An 18,509-nucleotide genomic window follows, 5' to 3' on the forward strand; every position below is an offset into this window, starting at 1 on the left:
AGGGTAATGATTTTGTATCGCCAGGTGTTTTTGAGGGATTCATGATAGAAGTAGGCTTTGCCGATCCATCGGGTGTGGCAAGGGGAAAGTCCTCCTGCTTTGTCTTTTAAAACCCAACCTAATTTAATAACTTTCCTTAACAATTCTGCCATGCTGAGGCTGAATTGGTCTTGCATCTCTCTTAAAAATGGAGGCAAATTTTTCCAATTCTGCTTTTGATACTTGAATTGGGGTCTTTAAGACAAACCAATTTACAATTTCACTGCAGGGTGGTGTGGTAAGTGAGCCATGATACGTATAATAAGCAGCAGTATTTTTAGGAAGGATTTGATTTGCATTTATCTTTAAGTCGGTATGTGCATACTCTTTGCCCTGTTCTTTTGGAAAATTACTCCATAAGGTTTTTATGAAATCATTTTCTTTGCCCTCTTCCATGAATACAGCAATAACAGCTAATTCTCCATGCGCACCCTTATGCACTAAATGTGCTTCCATATCGTAAGATTTTCCATGTATTTTGTGTTCACTAGGGCAGTGAAAGTGAAACTGTATGAGCTCATACCTCTTGTTACCGATAGATATCGAGCTTCCACACCCGTAATTAATTTGCATAGTATGTCCATTGTTTATAATTTTCAAAGGGGTTGCATAGTAGTGAAAGTTTATACTATCTAACTTGGCTTTTTGTGTTGTGGAAATACCGATTGGTGATTGCATATCTCCCAATTTGCATTTGCAATTTTTATGTATGAGATCGCCCCAGTGTTCTGGTCCACACTCACCCTCGTAACTCCAATGTTCTGGTTTATTATGTTCATCAGATTCGGCGAATAAAGTCGTTGCGACTATCGATGAAAAGAACAGAAATGTCGATGTTAAAACAAGGTATTTCAGTGTCTTCATTTTATCTCCTTAATAATGGATCATGTAAATGTTATGAAACCTTATCAAAAAGCTAAGACAAGCAAATATCATATGCTTATTTATAGCATTTTCATAAGTCTTTTGTCAATTACGAAAATTGTCAGATTGACAGTTAGCTACTCTATAGTTATGATATGGGTATCATAAAACAGAGATATGATAAGCGATTGATAAAATATGAATTTGATTGTAACATTAAACTTGGAGAATCGTAAAGTGTTTCAGTTCCGCGTGCTTACTCAGCAGGACTGAAAAAGTAGTGAATCGGAGGGGAGGAGATTTTGTGATGAGGCGCATGGTTTCAAACGGTATTTTTATCATACTATTAACGGGTGTTTTCTTAGCTTTTGCTGTAAATAGTTATGGAGATGAAAAGAATAATGAAGAGCAATTTTTAAAGAATATCCAGCAGTTAACTAAGCAGGGGAAAAGTGCGGGTGAAGGATATTTTTCTCAGGACGGGAAGTTTCTCATATTTCAAAGTGAACGAGAGCCAGGGAATCCTTTCTATCAAATCTACATACTGAGTTTTGAAACGGGAGAAACCCATCGGGTTTCTTCCGGAGCGGGTAAAACCACATGCTCATTCTTCAGACCTAACTCAGAAGAGGTACTTTTTGCGTCAACTCATTTGGACTCTCAAGCAGAAGCAAAACAGCAGGCGGAAATTGAATTCCGTTCTTCAGGAAAAAAACGTCGCTTTACCTGGGATTACGATGAGCATTATGATATTTTCTCCGCGCAGCGAGACGGAAGCGCTTTAAAACGTTTAACCGATGCCCCTGGATATGATGCGGAGGGAGCTTATTCACCTGATGGCAGCAAAATTGTTTTTTGTTCTCTGCGGGATGCCTATCCGGTTGAAAAGCTTTCGTCCAAAGATCAGAAGCGTTTTGAGACTAACCCCGCTTATTTTGGTGAGATCTACCTTATGAATGCCGATGGCTCAGATCAAAAGCGATTAACCGATTGGCCCGGCTATGATGGTGGCCCTTTTTTTAGTCCGGATGGTAAACGGATTATCTGGAGGCATTTTAATGAAAATGGTATGTTAGCCGATGTTTATACTATGCGTTTGGATGGATCGGATATACAAAGATTAACCAACTTCGGATCGATGTCATGGGCTCCTTATTATCATCCTTCCGGTGAGTATATAGTCTTTCATTCGAATAAGTATGGATTTGCTAATTGTGAATTATTCATCGTAGATGTTCATGGTGAAAAAGAGCCTGTACGGGTCACCTTTACTCATAATGTATTTGATGGGTTGCCTGTTTTTTCTCCCGATGGAAAGCATCTTGTATGGACTTCTGCCCGATCGCCTGCGGGTGAAAGTCAACTATTTCTGGCCGATTGGAATCATGATGCTGCATTGGCAGCCTTACAGTCAGCATGCGCACAGATTCAGTCTCAACCTTCTCAAATGTTTAACATCCCCGAAAACTCAGGCCGGGGAGATTCTCGTAACTCTTTTCACATCAAGGAATTACCTACAGAAAAGAGTGCGCAGGGTTTTTCTTCCGAAATTACCACTGCAGATTTGCGTACCTATGTTCAATATCTTGCTTCTGATGCATTGGAAGGTCGATTAACCGGCACCAGGGGAACTCAAATGGCTGCCGATTATATTGCAGATCATTTTAGGAAAATTGGATTAAAAACCCTCGGCGATAACGGAAGTTATTTTCAGGAATTTCCCTTTGTCTCAGGGGTGGAAGTCATTCCCGATAAAAATCACCTCCAGATTATGAAAAAGGGGATGGAAACGATATCATTCGAGATAGACAAAGATTTTCGTCCTCTGGCATTCACGGCAAATGGAGAGGTGGAAGGGCAGGTGGTTTTTGCAGGGTATGGATTGTCTGTTCCCGGGAAAGAAGATGCTAGCTACGATTCATATAAAGGTGTGGATGTAAGAGAGAAAATTGTTCTCGTGCTTCATTATGTCCCGGAAGAAGTGGACGTTAAAAGACGGCAGGAACTTAATCCCTATGCTGGATTACGGTATAAGGCCATGCTAGCCCGTGAACGTGGCGCTAAAGCCCTCCTGGTAGTTACCGGCCCAAAATCCGCAGGTGCGGGTGAGTTAATACCCCTTACTTTCGATAAAGTCTCAGCTGATTCAGGGATTATTGTTGCTTCAGTAAGTGGTAAAATCGCAGAAGCACTTTTCGCAGGTTCTGGTAAAAGTCTTGAAGCCATTCAATCGGAATTAGATGTGGAAAATCCTCAGACCGGGGGATGTTTTGAATTACCCGGCATTCAGGTAAAGATATCCACCGAAATAAAACAGAAGAAAGAGACAGACCGTAATGTCCTTGGTTTTTTACCACCTGGCGAAGGAGTGGAAAGTTCGGAGTATATTTTGATTGGCGCCCATTACGATCATATTGGCTACGGAGGGATTGATTCGCTGGCGCGTAAAGGTGAAGAGGGGCAGATTCACAATGGAGCTGACGACAACGCCTCTGGTGTCTCTACCGTTTTGGAATTGGCTGGTGTCCTGACTGAAGAACAAAAGAAGAATCCTCAGGCAATTCACCGTGGGCTTATTTTTGCTCTCTGGTCAGGGGAAGAGTTAGGATTAATCGGATCCTCCTATTTTGCCAGACATCCGATCATCCCTTTGAACAATATTATTACCTATATTAATTTTGATATGGTTGGGCGGCTCAACGGGAATAATTTAATCGTTCAGGGGGTAGGTTCATCAAATACCTGGCCACAACTCATAAAGAAGTGTAATGGAGATGCCGGGTTTACTCTAAATCTTCAAAATGACCCGTATTTACCATCGGATGCAACTACCTTTTACCAGGAAAATATTCCTGTAATAAACTTCTTCACTGGCAGCCATGAGGATTACAATCGGCCTACCGATGATCCGGGTACCCTTAATTACGATGGTATGGCAAGAATCGCCGAATTCGCACGGTCTTTAATACTTGATGTGGTTAAAGACCCGGTACGGCCTGATTATACAAAGACTAAAATAGGGGAGGAGAGAGCACAACGGCCCCCTCGCAGGAATTATTTGGGAACAATTCCAGACTTTGCTACTGACGGCGTTGAAGGAGTAAGGATAAATACTATCAAAGCAGGAGGACCGGCAGACAATGCCGGGCTGAAAAATGGTGATATTATTATAGAACTGGCAGGTCAAAAAGTTACCAATATTTATGACTATAATTACGTGCTGGATAGTATAAAAATTGGCAAACCCGTAGAAATAGTGGTGCTCAGGGATAACGAGCGCAAAACGATGACTATCATCCCGATAGCACGAAAATAATATCTAAAGATAATTGATTTTGTGGAGGAACAAAGATGATACTTCCATTACAAATTACAGGTCACGACTTAGAGCTCACCGATGCAATAAAAGCCAATATTCAGGAACATGCTGAGAAGTTAGATAAATATTATAACCATCTCATAAGCTGTAGGATTAGGGTGGAGGCTATTCCTAAGAGATCACTCTATAATGTGCATATTGATATGACTGTTCCTGGTAAAGAGCTGGTGGTGAGGCGTGAGCCGAACCAGGATCTTTATTTGGCAATAAGAGATGCCTTCGATGCAGCTCGCCGCGAATTATCGGATTTTGCCAGGGTGCAGCGGGGCGATGTAAAAAATCGTGAAGGTATACCTCATGCGCGTATATCAAACCTGTTCCTGGATAATGGTTACGGTTTTCTTACTACATTGGATGATGGTTTGAACAGGGAAATCTATTTCCACGAGAACAGTGTGCTGAACCATAAATTTAAACATCTGAAGATCGGTATGATCGTGCGTTTTAATGAGGAAATGGGTGAAAAAGGACCACAAGCAAGTACGGTAACGGTAGTAGGAAGTTAGCTGATAACTACTCAAGATAAGGTGCAGACTTGATCTGGGAGTGGTCCGAAAAGGTTATCTTTTAAAGGCCGCTGGCGAAATACCAGAATAAAGCGAAAAAATGAGTTACCTATAAAAGCTCTTCTATCTTTTTTAATCCCTGTTCGATATCTTTCCCCAGATGTATGCGGATCAAACGACGTCCTTTGTTATTGAGAGACCGGAAATCGCCCAATGCCTGTCCGCGCTGTAAAACCGCAAAACTCCAGGATTCTCCCGGGATTTGAATATCCTTATCGGTATCAGCAGTAAAGAGAATAAATATACCTGTGTCCGGGCCTCCTTTATGGAGCTGACCTGTTGAATGAAGATATCGTGGACCATATCCTAATGTGGTAGCTACCTTGTAATGGTTGCGAAGTTTATGGCGTAGGGTTTGCAATATTCCGTTTTGCTTTGGAGTATATAAAAAATACGGCAATAAGGTAATATAATCCCCGGACCTTGCCAAAGAAAGAAATGTATTAAGGAATTGGCTCAGAGAATCCTGTTTGATATGGGATAGCCATTTTTGAGAATTATCACAGTAAACAGCCAAACCTTCAGCTTCAACGGCAGGCTTTCCTTCACTGAAGCTCCCTTTTTGCTTCCATTCGCTCAATAAATCATTCGTATTTTTTTTGCTCTCTGCAACGTTTGGCTCATCAAAAGGATTAATCCCTATAACTGCACCGGCCACAGCAGTTACTAATTCCCATCGATAAAACTCTGCGCCAAGATTCATCGTATTCCGCAGTTCAATGCGAACAACCGGATGACCAGACTTTTCTAAAGCAAGGAGTTTCTCTTTTATATTCTTATTTTCCTGATCAATGGTATAGAGGTATATAAATATACGGTCATTGTTGTAGACTTCCGGGGAACCAAGGGGTTCACTAATTACCGGCACCAATCCCTGTCCTTCTTTTCCGGTGCTCTCTGCCAGAAGCTGTTCCACCCAACTAGCGAAAGCATCTACAGACTCTGAGAACACAAAGGTTACCTTATTTCGGGAATATCGATGACACATACCGAGAAGAGCCCCCAAGGTTGCACCCGGATTGCTTTCTGTTGGAATAGCCGGACCACAACTTAATTGCATCTGATATGCATTGTCGAGTATAGACAGAATGTCTATTCCAATCAATGCCATCGGTACAAGGCCAAAATAGGACAGGGCAGAATATCTGCCACCAATGTCTTCCGGATTTTCAAAAGTATACCGGAATCCTTTCGTGTGCGCTTCTTTTATGAGGGAAGAACCTGGATCGGTAATGGCAACAAAATGATTACCGGGGTTTTCTTTACCAGCCTGCTTAACCTGTTCATAAAAATAGGTATAGAAACACGTTGTTTCCGTTGTAGTGCCTGATTTACTGGAGACGAGGAATAATGTGCTGGTTATATTGATTTGTGATTCTACGTCCTGCACAGCAGCGGGGTCTGTGTTGTCGAGAACAATAAGTTGAGGCCAGCCTGTTGCCGATCCGAATGTTTCCCGGCAAACTTCCGGGCAAAGACTACTGCCACCCATGCCAAGCAAGACCACATGGCTGAAATTGTCGTTCTTGACCTCGTCAGCAAATTTTTTAATACCTTCAGCTTTCCTGCAAAACTCCCTAATGCTATCGAGCCAGCCAAGCCGATTGCGGATAGACTTTATCTGTTCAGGATCTGATTTCCATAACAATGGATCCTTTGCAAATAAGCGCTTCGTAAACTGCTGATCATCCATTGAACTATAAATTGCAGGAATTGTTGACCCTAATTCTCCATAGTTAATCGCCTGACGGGCGATGCTATGAGTAAGAAATTTCTGGCGCATATGTGCAAGTGTTTTCATAAGAGCATTATATGGGTCGATGAACTTTTGGATGCCTTCGTTGACCAGTTGGCGGGTAACAAAATCCAGATCTATACCGACTTTTCTGAGATCACTCAATGTCTGCTGTGTTTTATCGTTATCAGCTTCAACGGAGTTTTTAACAATAATGCCATGATCAGCAAAGGCTTTAATCGTTACCGCAGGCATGGTGTTTACGGTATTCGGTCCGATAAGAGGTTCTACGTAGCAAAGATCATGATAGAATGGATTTTTAGTGCTTGTGCTGGCCCACAGTGGGCGCTGAACCCTTGCCCCTTTTTCCACAAGCTTCTCCCATCGGTCCCCGCTAAAAATTCTCTTGAAACTCTGGTAGGCTAGTTTCGCATTGGCAATGGCTGCTTTTCCCAGTAATTTTTCCGGTTTTGGTGTTTGCTCCTGACTTCGTTCTGGTTTAATCAAATGGCCAAGGAGCTGATCGGTAAGGGTGTCTATCCGACTGAGAAAAAAACTAGCAACCGAGGTAACATATTGTATCGGTTTGCCTTCTGCCATCCGGCGTTCAAGCGCCCGGATATATGCATTTGCCACTGCCTCGTAGCTTTCAAGAGAAAATAAAAGGGTAATATTGACATTAACTTCCTTATAGAGCATGCGCTCAATTGCCGGAACGCCGGCAGGGGTGCCAGGAATTTTAATAAAAACATTTGGACGTTTTACCGCAGTGTACAATCGCATCGCTTCTTCTATCGTGCCTTCGGTATCATGAGCCAAATAAGGAGATACTTCCAGGCTAACATAGCCGTCAATTCCATCTGAGGCATCAAACACCGGTCTCAGGATATCACATGCATCTTGCACATCCTTTACAACAAGTTCCTCATAGATTTCTCCTACAGGCCGTTTCTCATCAACAAGGTGTTTAATCTGCTCATCATAATCATTGCTGTTCGATATCGCTTTGTTAAAAATATCCGGATTTGAGGTAATTCCGCGTAGTCCTTGTTCGGTAACACGTTTTTTCAACTCACCGTTTTTGATCATGCCGCGAGAAAGGTTATCCATCCAATAGCTTTGGCCATATTCTATAAGCTTGAGTAATGGATTCATAAGTATTTCCTTTTTAGTAAATGTTGATTTTATGAAATATTTTTCACAAGATCCTTTGCTTTGGAAACTACATTTTCAACCGTGAAACCATACTGTTTAAAAATATCTTTATAGGGCGCGCTAGCGCCATATTTCGTTATGCCGATACTATCTCCTGTATCGCCAACCCAATCCCGCCAGCCCAGAGGAGAGGCAGCTTCAACTGAAAGACGGGCTTTTACGTTCGGAGGTAAAACTTCATCGCGATAGTTTTGTGGCTGTTCCCGAAAAAGTTCCCAACTCGGCATGCTTACTACACGCGCATCAACACCTCCCAAAGCAAGCTTTTCCTGTGCCTGAAGGATAAGCTGTACTTCTGATCCGGTACCAATCAGGATAATATCGGGATGGCTGCCCTTCTCTTTTGATAAGACATAGGCGCCTTTTAAAGTTCCTTTTGCGCTGGCAACTTTGCGGCGATCGAATATGGGCAAGTTTTGCCGGCTGAGTACTAACATCGTAGGACCTGTCTTGCGTACCATAGCCACACGCCAGGCATATGCAACTTCATTGGCATCAGCAGGACGTATGACACACATATTCGGCATAGCCCTTAGTGAGACAAGATGTTCAACCGGCTGATGGGTGGGACCATCCTCACCCAATCCGATAGAATCATGCGTCATAAGGTAAATTACCGGTAATTCCATGAGCGCTGCAAGCCGTATAGCAGGTCTGGCGTAATCTGTGAAGATAAAAAATGTTGAGGCAAATGGCAGGACGCCCCCATGCAGAGCAATACCGGAACTCGCACTGCACATTACGTGTTCCCTTACACCCCATGCAATATTGCGGTTGGCATAATCTCCTTTTTCCAGGTAGTTTGAATTTTTAATCAATGTTTTTGTAGAAGGCGATAAGTCCCCGCTACCACCAATGAGCCAGGGAATTTTACTTGCGAATGCATTCATTACCTTTCCCGATGCATCACGCGTTGACATAGGCCCGTCAGAGGGTTTAAAATCCGGAATATTTTGGTCCCAATACTGGGGAAGCCGCCCATGGAGAGCCGCCTCAAATCTTTCAGTAAGTTCCGGATAAATTTTCTTATAGGTACTGAATTTTTCCTGCCATGCTTCTTCTAATTCTCTGCCCCTGACAATGGCTGTATGCATATGTTCGAGTACCTGTTTTGGGACGAAGAACTTTTCATTCTCAGGCCAGCCATAAAATTTTTTCGTTAATGCAACTTCTTCTTCTCCCAGGGGGGACCCATGCGATTCCGGTGTATCCTGCATATTGGGTGCGCCATAAGCAATATGTGAACGAACAATAATCAGAGAGGGCCGTTCTGTTTCTTCTTGTGCAAGAGAGAAAGCTTTGGTCAAGGCATCGAGATCATTTGCCTTTTCCCCCAGATTTTGCACATGCCAATGGTAACCCTCAAATCGTTTAGCTACATCATCGGAATAGGTTAGTTCAGTAGCCCCTTCGATGCTAATGTGATTATCATCATAAACCCAAATTAATTTGGAAAGTCCTAAATGTCCTGCGATAGATGCTGCTTCATGAGAAGCACCTTCCATCAAATCACCATCACTGCAAAACGCATAGGTAAAGTGATCTACGATTTCATACCCTTTGCGATTAAATACCGATGCAAGGTGTGCCTCGGCAATAGCCATTCCTACAGAGTTCATGATACCCTGACCGAGCGGGCCTGTGGTAGTCTCGATGCCCGGCGTAAAACGATATTCCGGATGTCCGGGAGTCTTACTATCCCATTGGCGGAAATTTTTTATATCATCAAGTGACAGATCATAGCCTGTCAGATACAATACAGCGTACTGCAGCATCGATGCGTGACCATTGGATAACACAAAACGATCGCGGTTAAACCAGTCAGGGTTCCTGGGATTATGTCGAAGAAATCTTGTCCAAAGTATATAAGCTAAAGGCGCTAGCGCCATGGGTGTCCCGGGGTGGCCGGAATTTGCTTTTTGTACAGCATCCATAGCAAGGGTACGGATGGTATTAATGCAAAGGTCATCTAAAGGCATGTTATCTAACTCTTTCATCTCTGTTCCCCTTAGTTTGGTTTATTCCAGTATGAGGGTGTTTTTCTAGATACTACCATACATAATTTACTTTTCAATTTTCGTTTCGGTGAATAGTATTAAGGTGCTGTCAGAAGTCTTTATGATGAGTTTATTTTATTTTTATCAAGAGTCAAGGAATAAGTAAGTATAGTATCTATAAAATACAAAATTCAGATTTCAGCTACTGAGCCTGCGCGTAAATCTGTTTCTTTTTTTACGGTGTTCGGTTGTTTAAAGAGCCAGAAATTGGTTACTCCGGGAATAAGCGATTTTAGTAATACCCTTAATCGTCCGGCGGCATTAAAAGCCTGCAAATCATTGATTTCAAATTTTTCAACCGTGGCCTCTGTTAAAAACCAATCTTCATAGTCACAATTATATTTAAATCCCAGAACTTCCCTGTTTCGAACCCGGGGGAACCGGGTATAACTTTCCAATAACCACCAATAATGTTTTTTCAGATACTCCTGATTTTGGAGATCGGTATCCTGTAAAGCCGCAACCATAAAATCGATCATTACTTCCCAGACAGCGCCCCAACCGTGGTAAGCATTTTTTCCTAAAAGCTTCCATGGGGAAAGGCTCTTGGGATCCACGCCGATCTTTTTTTCCCAGGGTGTTAACAGTAATTCGTATCCATTCTTATCGGATAGCATCGGATTCGCCACCGAAAATCCTAAACTTTCTCCATTCTTATCGATGATAGCCAATCCACCCAGAGAAATTGGCAATTCTGTGGCGAGAATTAGCTCTTCTTCAATCCGCTCTCCCTTCATTGATTGTACAAAGGCTTTAAAACCAAGATCACTATGGAGGATGGGAATTGGCTTTTTACTTTTGTCGAGAGCCATGGTATACGTGCGAATTACTTTGGGGAACGGATTTCCGTTCGGAAGGAAGAACCTTTCCTCCAGATACTGGAATTGAAACCGCAAACTATCTTCCCATTTCTTATCGTCCAAAAATTCTTCAGCAGTAAACCAGACCTTACCCATACCATGTTCCCTCAGATAATACCCTATCTTCATTTTTTTTAAATCCTGAATGGAATTATCCTGGTTCTCCGGTTCGTTATAAAAGTTTTTTAACCTCATTCGCCATTCATCTAACGGGTAAGTAATGAGAAAAGCTTTTTTCGTTTTCGTAACCCAACTTTCTATCTTTTCTTTTATCTTTTCATTCTCGAAGTGGAGGAAAGATTCTATGTTTTCAAAATTTTCTTCTGGAAAGGAGCGTTTTGTTTTCGCAAGAAAGTCAAAAAGGATATTTTTTTTATGAATATTGTTTTTACATAACATCAAAAGGTGGAGCAGATAAGGAACCCATACGGCATTTACATCATAAGGATAGGTTCCCCGGGAAAAGCTATTAACGGCGTCTCTCCAATTGGCAGAACTAGGATCGTTTTTCCTTTTTAAAGAAATAAGACCATTTCGGTTAATTATATTGAGAACGTTTTTTAAATTCCGAAAGATAACCACCGCATTATTCAGGAGTCTATCTGGTTTTTGAGAAACAATAGCATAGCGGTTATTGCTATCCGTATAGTTCAAAAATACCTTCATTTCCTCATCATTCATTTCGTTCAGTAATTCAAGGGCAGAAATAGCCATAAGAAAGTCTGTATCCCTCATCCGGTAATCATAATGCTCTTCCTTTCCTCTGTGAGTGCGGGAATCTATTTCATGAGCAGCTTCACCTTGCTGATTAGCACGATTTAACAGTTGTTGTACCATCTTCTGTTGCGTAAGGATCAGAAGGAAAGGTTTGAGCAATACATGGGTGAATACGGTATCTCTTCCAAAATACGTCAGATAATTGAATGCGCCGGCAACAACCGTATTATCCATTATTAAAAAAGAAAGGGATCGGTAGGCTATTTCAAGCATATTAAGCAAAGACATAATTTTTTCTTCAATCAGGTCTCCTCTGCTTTTTGCATCCTGCAAAAGGTGGATAAACTCTAATGTCCTTTTTTGAAAAATATCACTGAGTTTAACAGGCTTTGGACGGAATCGTTCCCTGGTCGTTTCAACGGTAAATTCGATATCTATCCTGAAAGAAACGCCTGATTTCAGGAGTATGATTTTATATACGGGTATCAGTATTTCTACTACTTCTATATCCTTTTTATAAAAATCACAATACTTTTTATAGTGTGGAGGGAGAGATAGAATCTTATATTTTTCAGACGCTGGAATAACCCTGATCTCTTTAGCATTTTCAGAGAAATGGCGGAGCCTCAACTGTTTTTCCTCAAACCAATCGGGCCCTTTTTTTGTTATTTGTTTCAGTAAGTCCCAACCCTTATCGCCCTTGTTCAGATAGCTTTCTACCTCATTGAGCACAAAATAACTGAAAACTTCAGGATGCTCATCTTTCCGGATTTCTAAATCTTCGGGGGCGGTATGTTCGAGACCTTTCATAGTAACTTTAAGCCGATAGGTCTCATCAAGGATTGTTTTTTTTATTGTAAGAGATAGACAACCTTTATGATGTTCTATTTTCTCATAAGGTATCAGAGGAAAAATAGTAGATGAATCGTCCGCTAAATAACCGAACATATCTTTCAATGCCCTGATATCGGCATTTACTTCTATCATTCGCCGCAAATCTCTCAGACTACGCCCATCGCCCAGATAGACCAGGAATTCGATTGGATGATCTCCCTCAACATCCAAATGAAATGAATCGGTTATTCCATAAGCTATGCTCCCAAGGTTAGAGTCTTTTATTTTGAGGGGGGTAAGTTGTAAGTCTCCTTTTACTGAATCAGGAAAAAAGGGGGAGAATTTAAATTGGGCGACAATATTTTTAAACAAGGCCAATAACAGTTCCGATTGGCTATTTCGCGCCCGTATCCTCTTTCCAAATATTCCCGTTTCAGGGTCTAACTTTAATACCGTATGATGGGAGACCCATAATCCTTCATAAGAAGCAGCAAAAATTTCCGAGAATTTTTTTCCTGATAACTGAAACCCGATGTCTTTTAAAAAGCTTAAAATAGTCTTTGGAAAGGCGCCTTCAACATCGTCTACCATCGATTGCTGAAGAAGAGAACTAAGAAAACTATAGTGAGATTGATGATCAAGCATGAAAATTTCTCTCATTTTTTGAGTCTTTCGTTTGACATGATTCTTCTCCTTTCCTTTCAGGACAATCCCATACATTAAAAACTTTTGTAAGCGCTAAAAGGGCTAATGAATGTCTAAAATTGCCAGCTTGAATTTCATGGCGTATTTCATCAAGGGTTAATGTTGTAACGATAATGTCCTCCTCTTCCTCCAGACACATTTCTTCTGTTTGATGAGCATTTTTTGCATGCCAAAAATGACAAATGTTATTCAAAAACGCCGGGTTTGGTTCAACAGAGCCGAGATAATGCCATTCGGAACTGGTATACCCTGTCTCTTCTCTCAATTCTCGTATTGCTGCTGTTCTTGAATCTTCTCCCTGGTCAACCATGCCGCCTGGTGTTTCGGTAGTAATCTTTTCTACACCAAACCTGAACTGTTTTACAACTACAATCTCATCTTTTTGTGTAGTAGCAACAATATTAACCCAATCATTTGCTTCAAAAACTAATCGCTTCAATTCTTTTTGGCTTTTTGGATGTTTTAACCAATCAAAGCGCACTTGCAGAATTTTAAAATCCGGTCCTTTTTCTATACGCTGTTTTTGCCAAACCTCTGGTTTCTTATGTTTATCCATATCTGTATCCCAGGTAATACTTCTTTATCGCCTGTTTTTATGCATAGGAAATTCAAATAAACTCCGTAGTGGCACTAAAGTCGCCGAAGACCTATTTTAAATAATTATAAGAATTTAATGCAAGGGAAACTATCAATAAAAAGTGAAATAGTACTTATGCAACATGATACTTGCACTCCGATACAGGATATGATAAAATCCCTCACTTATTTATCTCCTTTCTGTTATCTGGCAAATTTCAAGTATTCATCTCATAGTAATTAGGTTATCTTACAAATTCTTTCTCGAGGGAAAAAATGAAAAAAGCACTTGTTAAGAGCTTTATCGCATTAAGCATTACCGTTGTGTTTGCTATGCCTGCATATGCGGGATGGAACCCGCTTGATGCTGAGACAACAGAAGATCGGGATATTACGAATACACAAGTTGCAGTATCTGTTACAAATTTTAAAAATCACTATCCAGGCTTGAAGGTCTATTTTGAGAAGGCTTATGGTTACGCCATATTTCCAACCGTTACAAAAGGAGGAGCCGGCATTGGAGCCGCTCATGGCAAAGGAGAAGTCTATGAACAGGGAACTATGATTGGTACTGCGAGCCTGGTACAAGTAACTCTTGGTGTTCAGCTTGGCGGCCAGCTCTACAGTGAAATCGTCTTTTTTAAAGATAAAGAAACACTTGAAGACTTCAAGACAGGTAATCTCAAACTAGGTGCGAGAGCCTCCGCCGTAGCCGCAGCCGATGGGATTTCTCTTGATGCCGACTATAATAATGGTGTTGCAATCTTTACTCTAACGAAAAATGGTTTAATGTATGAGGCGGCAATAGGGGGGCAGAAGTTTAAGTTCACACCAAAGTAAGATGTTTATTTCCTGTTTGGAATTTCAGCGGTAAAGGAGATGGCATGGACAAACTGGTTTGCCCATGCCTAACCCATATATGAGATTTAAGAGGTTGGGGTGGTATATCGTTCGAGAAATTCCAGATATTCGTATGCTTCCCCGAACGTTTGCCCACACATTTCTTTTGAGGGTATAAGATTTGAACAGACCTTAGGTTTTTCCGGTTTGCCGAAAAGGAGACAACGATTATCCGGACCAAGCTGTACACATCGGATACCGGCAGGTTTACCATTTGGCATTCCCGGTATTGGGGATGAAATTGACAGTGCAATACAACAAGCTCCACAGCCTATTCTACATTTCACGGAATATCTCTTATTAAAGAGTAGGGCAAGGCTTTCGCCTTGCTTCCCCACTATGCATGTAAATGAAAACTTTATCTACCTTCCCCATTTACCGTTTATCTCAATTATATCCAGTCTCAACATCCCTAAATTCCTGTATATTTTATCATTCGACAGGGATTCTTGTTTTATTTTGTCAGGATTTTCTTCCAGATGATATAATAAAATGTCCATTGCGTGTTTCTTTTCTCCTAACGTTTCCACCAGATACATATTTCCCCAGATGATTACCGACCGGAATTCATGTGCGCAATCGTTCATAATATAGCCTCTATCTTCTATGATGGTTGCACATACATGGGGGTTGTCTTTAATAAATTCACATTTCAAACCTTTCTGTCTGCTATGGAAATAGAGTGCATTTTTTATTTCATCATAGCCATAGCTCAGCGTAACAATATATGGCTCATTATTTTTGCACATTGCAATCGTAGTGTATTTTCCCTTTTTTATTATTGCAAGTAATTCCTTCGGTTCCTTTATTTCTCTTTCTTTTTTCTGCAGGTGATATCGCGGTATCATAAAAAATATTGTAACAATTATATAATTTTTTCATCGGTAAAGCTACGTAAACTTTAATATACTTTAAGAAGAGATAAAATACCTATAGGCCAAATTTATCAACCAGATGGACTATGACTGATGTATCCTCTTTACCAACTTGAAACTTAACATCATCCCATCTTGGATGGCGCCTTATTTTTTGAACGTCAAGCCTTGAAAACCCAATAGGTTCCTCCGGTATTCCGAGAATGCCACTTCTTTCTAATTTACCGCTATTATTAAGGTCATGATATGCAGAAAGAGAGTACACCCCTGGCTGTAGGTTTTTAATCCTATATTTCCTGAAATTCTCAGTAGATTCGATAAGTTGTGCATCTATAGTACTATATCCCTTATCTCTCTTCTCGTGGCATTCTTCACTAGTACACAGTGAAAATTGGACAGGAGCTTCATTATGATGGGTAAATCTATCCACGGTAATAATTACATCTCCGGCAAAAATTTGCCGAGAAAACAAGATGGATATGAAACTTAACCAAATTAAGATTATTTTTCTCATCTTCATTTCCTCCGTCAAGGGTATTTTGTTAAGGTAAAAGAAAGGGGTAATTTGATAACAGAGCGAACCTTTCGGTCTGTCTTTGCAGGTTTAAAGCCCGTATGCATCAAGCTAAGAATAGTGTTCCAGTTTATTCGGGATATTTCTGTCCGATTCTATCGTTTTCAGGACTAAGGTCTTATCTTATAGCACGATCTCAAATTATTTTCAAGAAATTAAAAGTTATGAATGGAAATTAGATTTATCATTGTTTTGTCAGTGAATTATTATATCATTACAGAAGCAAAATATGATCATCCTTATACCGCTCATACTTTGGAAAAGTGCTATTTATTATCCTATAGCGAGAGGAGTTTTATGGGTAGGGTGAAAAATCTTCCCAAATTCATTTATCTGAAAACACCTTCTGAGAATTTTCTACAGTTAATTACCGATTAGAATTATACAGCAAGGAGATTACCTGATAATGAAGTATATGATACCGGTTATTATGGTATTGTGTCATTTTATTGTTTTGACCGTCCTCACGGCCCGGGAAACCAAAGATGCTGTGAGTAAACATCTTTTAGTTGATACAAAATGTTCCCGATGCCATACATTAAAACGGGTATTCATCATGCCAAGACCTGCAGAAGCATGGAAGAATATTGTGGAAGAAATGAGGGATAAGAATCCTGAATGGATTACATCCGAAGAAGCTCAGCAGATTATCAGCGAAATTGTAAGTATATTGCCAGAACGAATCAGGGCTGCAACGAGTGAAAGAAAGGATTATGAAGATGCGAGGCTTTTATTTGTAGACCGGTGCACTTCGTGTCACTCCATAAACCGGATTCTTCTGAAAGATAAGACTACCGGGGAATGGAGAGAAACTGTTGATCGCATGCAGTCCGAGGCTTCTGAATATATAACCAAAGAGGATGCCAGCCGGATTACACAGTTTTTATCAGAAAGAGCCGATGTGCTGAAAGAAGACGCCGGAGGCAATATATTTGTTGCGAAGTGCCTTATCTGTCATCCTGGAGAACAGATACTTCTTGAGACGCATGATAGGGATGGATGGGAGAAGATTGTCAAAAAGATGCAGGTGATAACCCGGGATACACTTCCTTCGGCCAGATTTGGTTACGAGGAGGCCAAATTGGTGGTAGACCTTCTGGTAAAGACTCAGGGGCCGAAAACAAACAATAATTCCACTCAACCCTAGCAAATCGGGAAAAAATCTACAAAGAGAAAGAGATAATGTATAGGAACTTCAATTCTGCAGGGCAACCCTTTCGGGTTGCTATCCCCGTGCAGATTTTCAGGCAGGGAATTGAGAGTATCTTGTACATCTTCAGATATAGGACAAATAACCGTAGGGGCATGTTGCAACATGCCCCTAGTCAAATTTCCATTTATGAGTAGGGTGGATTAAGGCGTTGGTTTTTACGCCGAATCCACCCATACTATTTCTGAAGAAATATATCTCACCTATTTTTTGCCTTCTTCTGTTCTGCTCTACAAATTGGGCATTCAAGGAAATTTTCATCACATTCATCGCAATGAACTATGAGCATTTCTTTTGGCTCTTTCTTGCATTCCGGACATTTCATCTTCCATTGTATTGGGTGATATGCCCTTCCCTTTATAGGTCTTACCCGTGTCAATTCGCATTTAGGGCACTTACTTTCCATGGTCTCTGTTTCAGATTCTCCAGGAACAGTTTCCTTGTGTTTGTGCGGTTTTTCATTGGCATAAGAAAAACTACTTCCCCATACCATCACGCTAACAGACAGAACCGCAGACGCAACTATTCCTACAAATTTTTTATTCAACATGCTCTCTTCTCCTTTCATAAAAAATTAAATATAAAATACCTTTCAGCAAAAAGGTATCCTCAAGTCTCATACGAATATACTCTATGGCATATCGTAATTTGTCTCATCCCTCCTGTAAAGGCTTTTATTACAAAGAGTATCATATAAATACGTACTCGGATATGTTCTTAAAGTGTATGGTTAGTAATGATTAACTTGGGCCTTTGCAGTCATGAGACCCCAAAGCCAGTTGATTTTGTATCTCTCAACTCTTACATTACGGTAACCAGTGCCTCGAAGTAAACGCTCACATGCACTAAGCCCATACATTTTGAAATGTGCACGATTAAACATACGAAGAAATAAATCACAAATACGACAGACAATATAATCATCGCACCAATCAGTAATTACGATTCTACCCTGAGGTTTAAGTACACGGGCGATCTCCAATAAACATGCTTCAGGCTTACGTAAATAGTGAAAGGCGTTACAGGAGACTACTATATCGAAACTTTTTGAGCGGAAGGGCAAATGCTGTGCATTGCCAGTAACAAGATTGCATGTTTTGATTTGCTTATTGCAAGCAACCTTGATCATTTCTTTGCTGAGATCTATCCCGATTAAATTAACTGAAGGATATTTTATGGAAATTGACCGGAGTAATGCACCTGTACCACAGCCGATATCCAATACTGTATCAGTTGGTTTAATATCCAATCGCTTTAGTGTTTCTTGAAGGGTTGCGTTGATATAAAAGGCCCAATGCTTATCATATTGAGAAGCAAGATTGGCGTATTCATTAATGACAGCGTGCTCATTGTTTTGTGTATGGTTAATATTACCCATAATTGATCCGGAATACCGTTATGTA

Annotated in this window: 14 protein-coding genes; 4 read left to right on the top strand and 10 right to left on the bottom strand. The window is 40.7% G+C overall.

What is annotated here, in order from left to right; all coding sequences use genetic code 11:
- Positions 1-123 precede the first annotated feature (123 nt).
- The gene (locus tag FBQ94_RS02050; protein ID WP_007222316.1) at positions 124-903 is read right to left on the bottom strand and encodes a carbonic anhydrase; all 780 of its coding nucleotides are present in this window, start codon (positions 901-903) and stop codon (positions 124-126) included.
- A gap of 307 nt (positions 904-1,210) precedes the next feature.
- Here FBQ94_RS02050 and FBQ94_RS02055 point away from each other — a divergent pair, with 307 nt between their 5' ends.
- Both FBQ94_RS02055 and hpf read left to right on the top strand, forming a co-directional pair.
- On the top strand, positions 1,211-4,219 hold the full coding sequence (locus FBQ94_RS02055) for a M28 family peptidase (RefSeq protein ID WP_007222317.1): 3,009 nt from the start codon (positions 1,211-1,213) through the stop codon (positions 4,217-4,219).
- 35 nt (positions 4,220-4,254) lie between these two features.
- The gene (gene hpf / locus FBQ94_RS02060) at positions 4,255-4,788 is read left to right on the top strand and encodes a ribosome hibernation-promoting factor, HPF/YfiA family (RefSeq protein ID WP_007222318.1); all 534 of its coding nucleotides are present in this window, start codon (positions 4,255-4,257) and stop codon (positions 4,786-4,788) included.
- 109 nt (positions 4,789-4,897) lie between these two features.
- On the opposite strand, the gene FBQ94_RS02065 is transcribed toward hpf, so the two are convergent.
- The 4 genes from FBQ94_RS02065 to FBQ94_RS02080 all read right to left on the bottom strand — a co-directional run bounded on the left by FBQ94_RS02065 (position 4,898) and on the right by FBQ94_RS02080 (position 13,527).
- Positions 4,898-7,738, bottom strand: coding sequence for a bifunctional transaldolase/phosoglucose isomerase (locus FBQ94_RS02065; protein ID WP_007222319.1), 2,841 nt, complete (start codon positions 7,736-7,738; stop codon positions 4,898-4,900).
- 29 nt (positions 7,739-7,767) lie between these two features.
- Entirely contained in the window at positions 7,768-9,795 is a 2,028-nt protein-coding gene (gene tkt / locus FBQ94_RS02070) for a transketolase (protein WP_007222320.1), read from the bottom strand.
- Between the two features lie 191 nt (positions 9,796-9,986).
- Complete coding sequence (locus FBQ94_RS02075) at positions 9,987-12,911, bottom strand: hypothetical protein (RefSeq protein ID WP_007222321.1); 2,925 nt, start codon at positions 12,909-12,911, stop codon at positions 9,987-9,989.
- The gene (locus tag FBQ94_RS02080) at positions 12,904-13,527 is read right to left on the bottom strand and encodes an NUDIX hydrolase (RefSeq protein WP_007222322.1); all 624 of its coding nucleotides are present in this window, start codon (positions 13,525-13,527) and stop codon (positions 12,904-12,906) included. Before FBQ94_RS02080 ends, FBQ94_RS02075 begins: the two co-directional genes overlap by 8 nt.
- A gap of 296 nt (positions 13,528-13,823) precedes the next feature.
- Here FBQ94_RS02080 and FBQ94_RS02085 point away from each other — a divergent pair, with 296 nt between their 5' ends.
- Positions 13,824-14,387 carry a YSC84-related protein gene (locus FBQ94_RS02085; RefSeq protein WP_007222323.1) on the top strand — a complete coding sequence of 188 codons (564 nt, stop codon included), beginning with the start codon at positions 13,824-13,826 and terminating at the stop codon, positions 14,385-14,387.
- An 86-nt stretch (positions 14,388-14,473) separates the two neighbouring features.
- Here the strand turns inward: FBQ94_RS02085 and FBQ94_RS02090 are convergent, their stop codons facing one another.
- From FBQ94_RS02090 to FBQ94_RS02100, 3 genes are all read right to left on the bottom strand, one after another.
- Entirely contained in the window at positions 14,474-14,734 is a 261-nt protein-coding gene (locus tag FBQ94_RS02090) for a YkgJ family cysteine cluster protein (protein ID WP_040543781.1), read from the bottom strand.
- Positions 14,735-14,809: 75 nt separating this feature from the next.
- Positions 14,810-15,295: a pyridoxamine 5'-phosphate oxidase family protein gene (locus FBQ94_RS02095; RefSeq protein WP_007222325.1), complete on the bottom strand. Its 486-nt coding sequence runs from the start codon at positions 15,293-15,295 to the stop codon at positions 14,810-14,812.
- Positions 15,296-15,377: 82 nt separating this feature from the next.
- Complete coding sequence (locus tag FBQ94_RS02100; protein ID WP_007222326.1) at positions 15,378-15,836, bottom strand: DUF2141 domain-containing protein; 459 nt, start codon at positions 15,834-15,836, stop codon at positions 15,378-15,380.
- A 466-nt stretch (positions 15,837-16,302) separates the two neighbouring features.
- Between FBQ94_RS02100 and FBQ94_RS02105 the strand changes: the two genes are divergently transcribed.
- Positions 16,303-17,043: a hypothetical protein gene (locus FBQ94_RS02105; protein WP_007222327.1), complete on the top strand. Its 741-nt coding sequence runs from the start codon at positions 16,303-16,305 to the stop codon at positions 17,041-17,043.
- Positions 17,044-17,305: 262 nt separating this feature from the next.
- On the opposite strand, the gene FBQ94_RS02110 is transcribed toward FBQ94_RS02105, so the two are convergent.
- Both FBQ94_RS02110 and FBQ94_RS02115 read right to left on the bottom strand, forming a co-directional pair.
- Positions 17,306-17,656, bottom strand: coding sequence for a hypothetical protein (locus FBQ94_RS02110; protein WP_007222329.1), 351 nt, complete (start codon positions 17,654-17,656; stop codon positions 17,306-17,308).
- A gap of 180 nt (positions 17,657-17,836) precedes the next feature.
- A complete protein-coding gene (locus FBQ94_RS02115; protein ID WP_007222330.1) occupies positions 17,837-18,484 on the bottom strand; it encodes a class I SAM-dependent methyltransferase in 648 nt (215 codons plus the stop codon).
- Positions 18,485-18,509 lie beyond the last annotated feature (25 nt).

It is taken from the genome of Candidatus Jettenia sp. AMX1 (assembly GCF_030263775.1).
GTDB classification, from domain to species: Bacteria; Planctomycetota; Brocadiia; order Brocadiales; family Brocadiaceae; genus Jettenia; species Jettenia caeni.

Excerpts from the sequence above, each read along its gene's own strand:
- FBQ94_RS02110 (WP_007222329.1), bottom strand. The coding sequence starts at position 17,656 with ATGTTGAATAAAAAATTTGTAGGAATAGTTGCGTCTGCGGTTCTGTCT.
- hpf (WP_007222318.1), top strand. The coding sequence starts at position 4,255 with ATGATACTTCCATTACAAATTACAGGTCACGACTTAGAGCTCACCGAT.
- FBQ94_RS02085 (WP_007222323.1), top strand. The coding sequence starts at position 13,824 with ATGAAAAAAGCACTTGTTAAGAGCTTTATCGCATTAAGCATTACCGTT.
- FBQ94_RS02105 (WP_007222327.1), top strand. The coding sequence starts at position 16,303 with ATGAAGTATATGATACCGGTTATTATGGTATTGTGTCATTTTATTGTT.
- FBQ94_RS02050 (WP_007222316.1), bottom strand. The coding sequence starts at position 903 with ATGAAGACACTGAAATACCTTGTTTTAACATCGACATTTCTGTTCTTT.
- FBQ94_RS02055 (WP_007222317.1), top strand. The coding sequence starts at position 1,211 with ATGAGGCGCATGGTTTCAAACGGTATTTTTATCATACTATTAACGGGT.
- tkt (WP_007222320.1), bottom strand. The coding sequence starts at position 9,795 with ATGAAAGAGTTAGATAACATGCCTTTAGATGACCTTTGCATTAATACC.
- FBQ94_RS02075 (WP_007222321.1), bottom strand. The coding sequence starts at position 12,911 with ATGCTTGATCATCAATCTCACTATAGTTTTCTTAGTTCTCTTCTTCAG.
- FBQ94_RS02115 (WP_007222330.1), bottom strand. The coding sequence starts at position 18,484 with ATGGGTAATATTAACCATACACAAAACAATGAGCACGCTGTCATTAAT.
- FBQ94_RS02100 (WP_007222326.1), bottom strand. The coding sequence starts at position 15,836 with ATGAGAAAAATAATCTTAATTTGGTTAAGTTTCATATCCATCTTGTTT.
- FBQ94_RS02065 (WP_007222319.1), bottom strand. The coding sequence starts at position 7,738 with ATGAATCCATTACTCAAGCTTATAGAATATGGCCAAAGCTATTGGATG.
- FBQ94_RS02095 (WP_007222325.1), bottom strand. The coding sequence starts at position 15,295 with ATGATACCGCGATATCACCTGCAGAAAAAAGAAAGAGAAATAAAGGAA.
- FBQ94_RS02080 (WP_007222322.1), bottom strand. The coding sequence starts at position 13,527 with ATGGATAAACATAAGAAACCAGAGGTTTGGCAAAAACAGCGTATAGAA.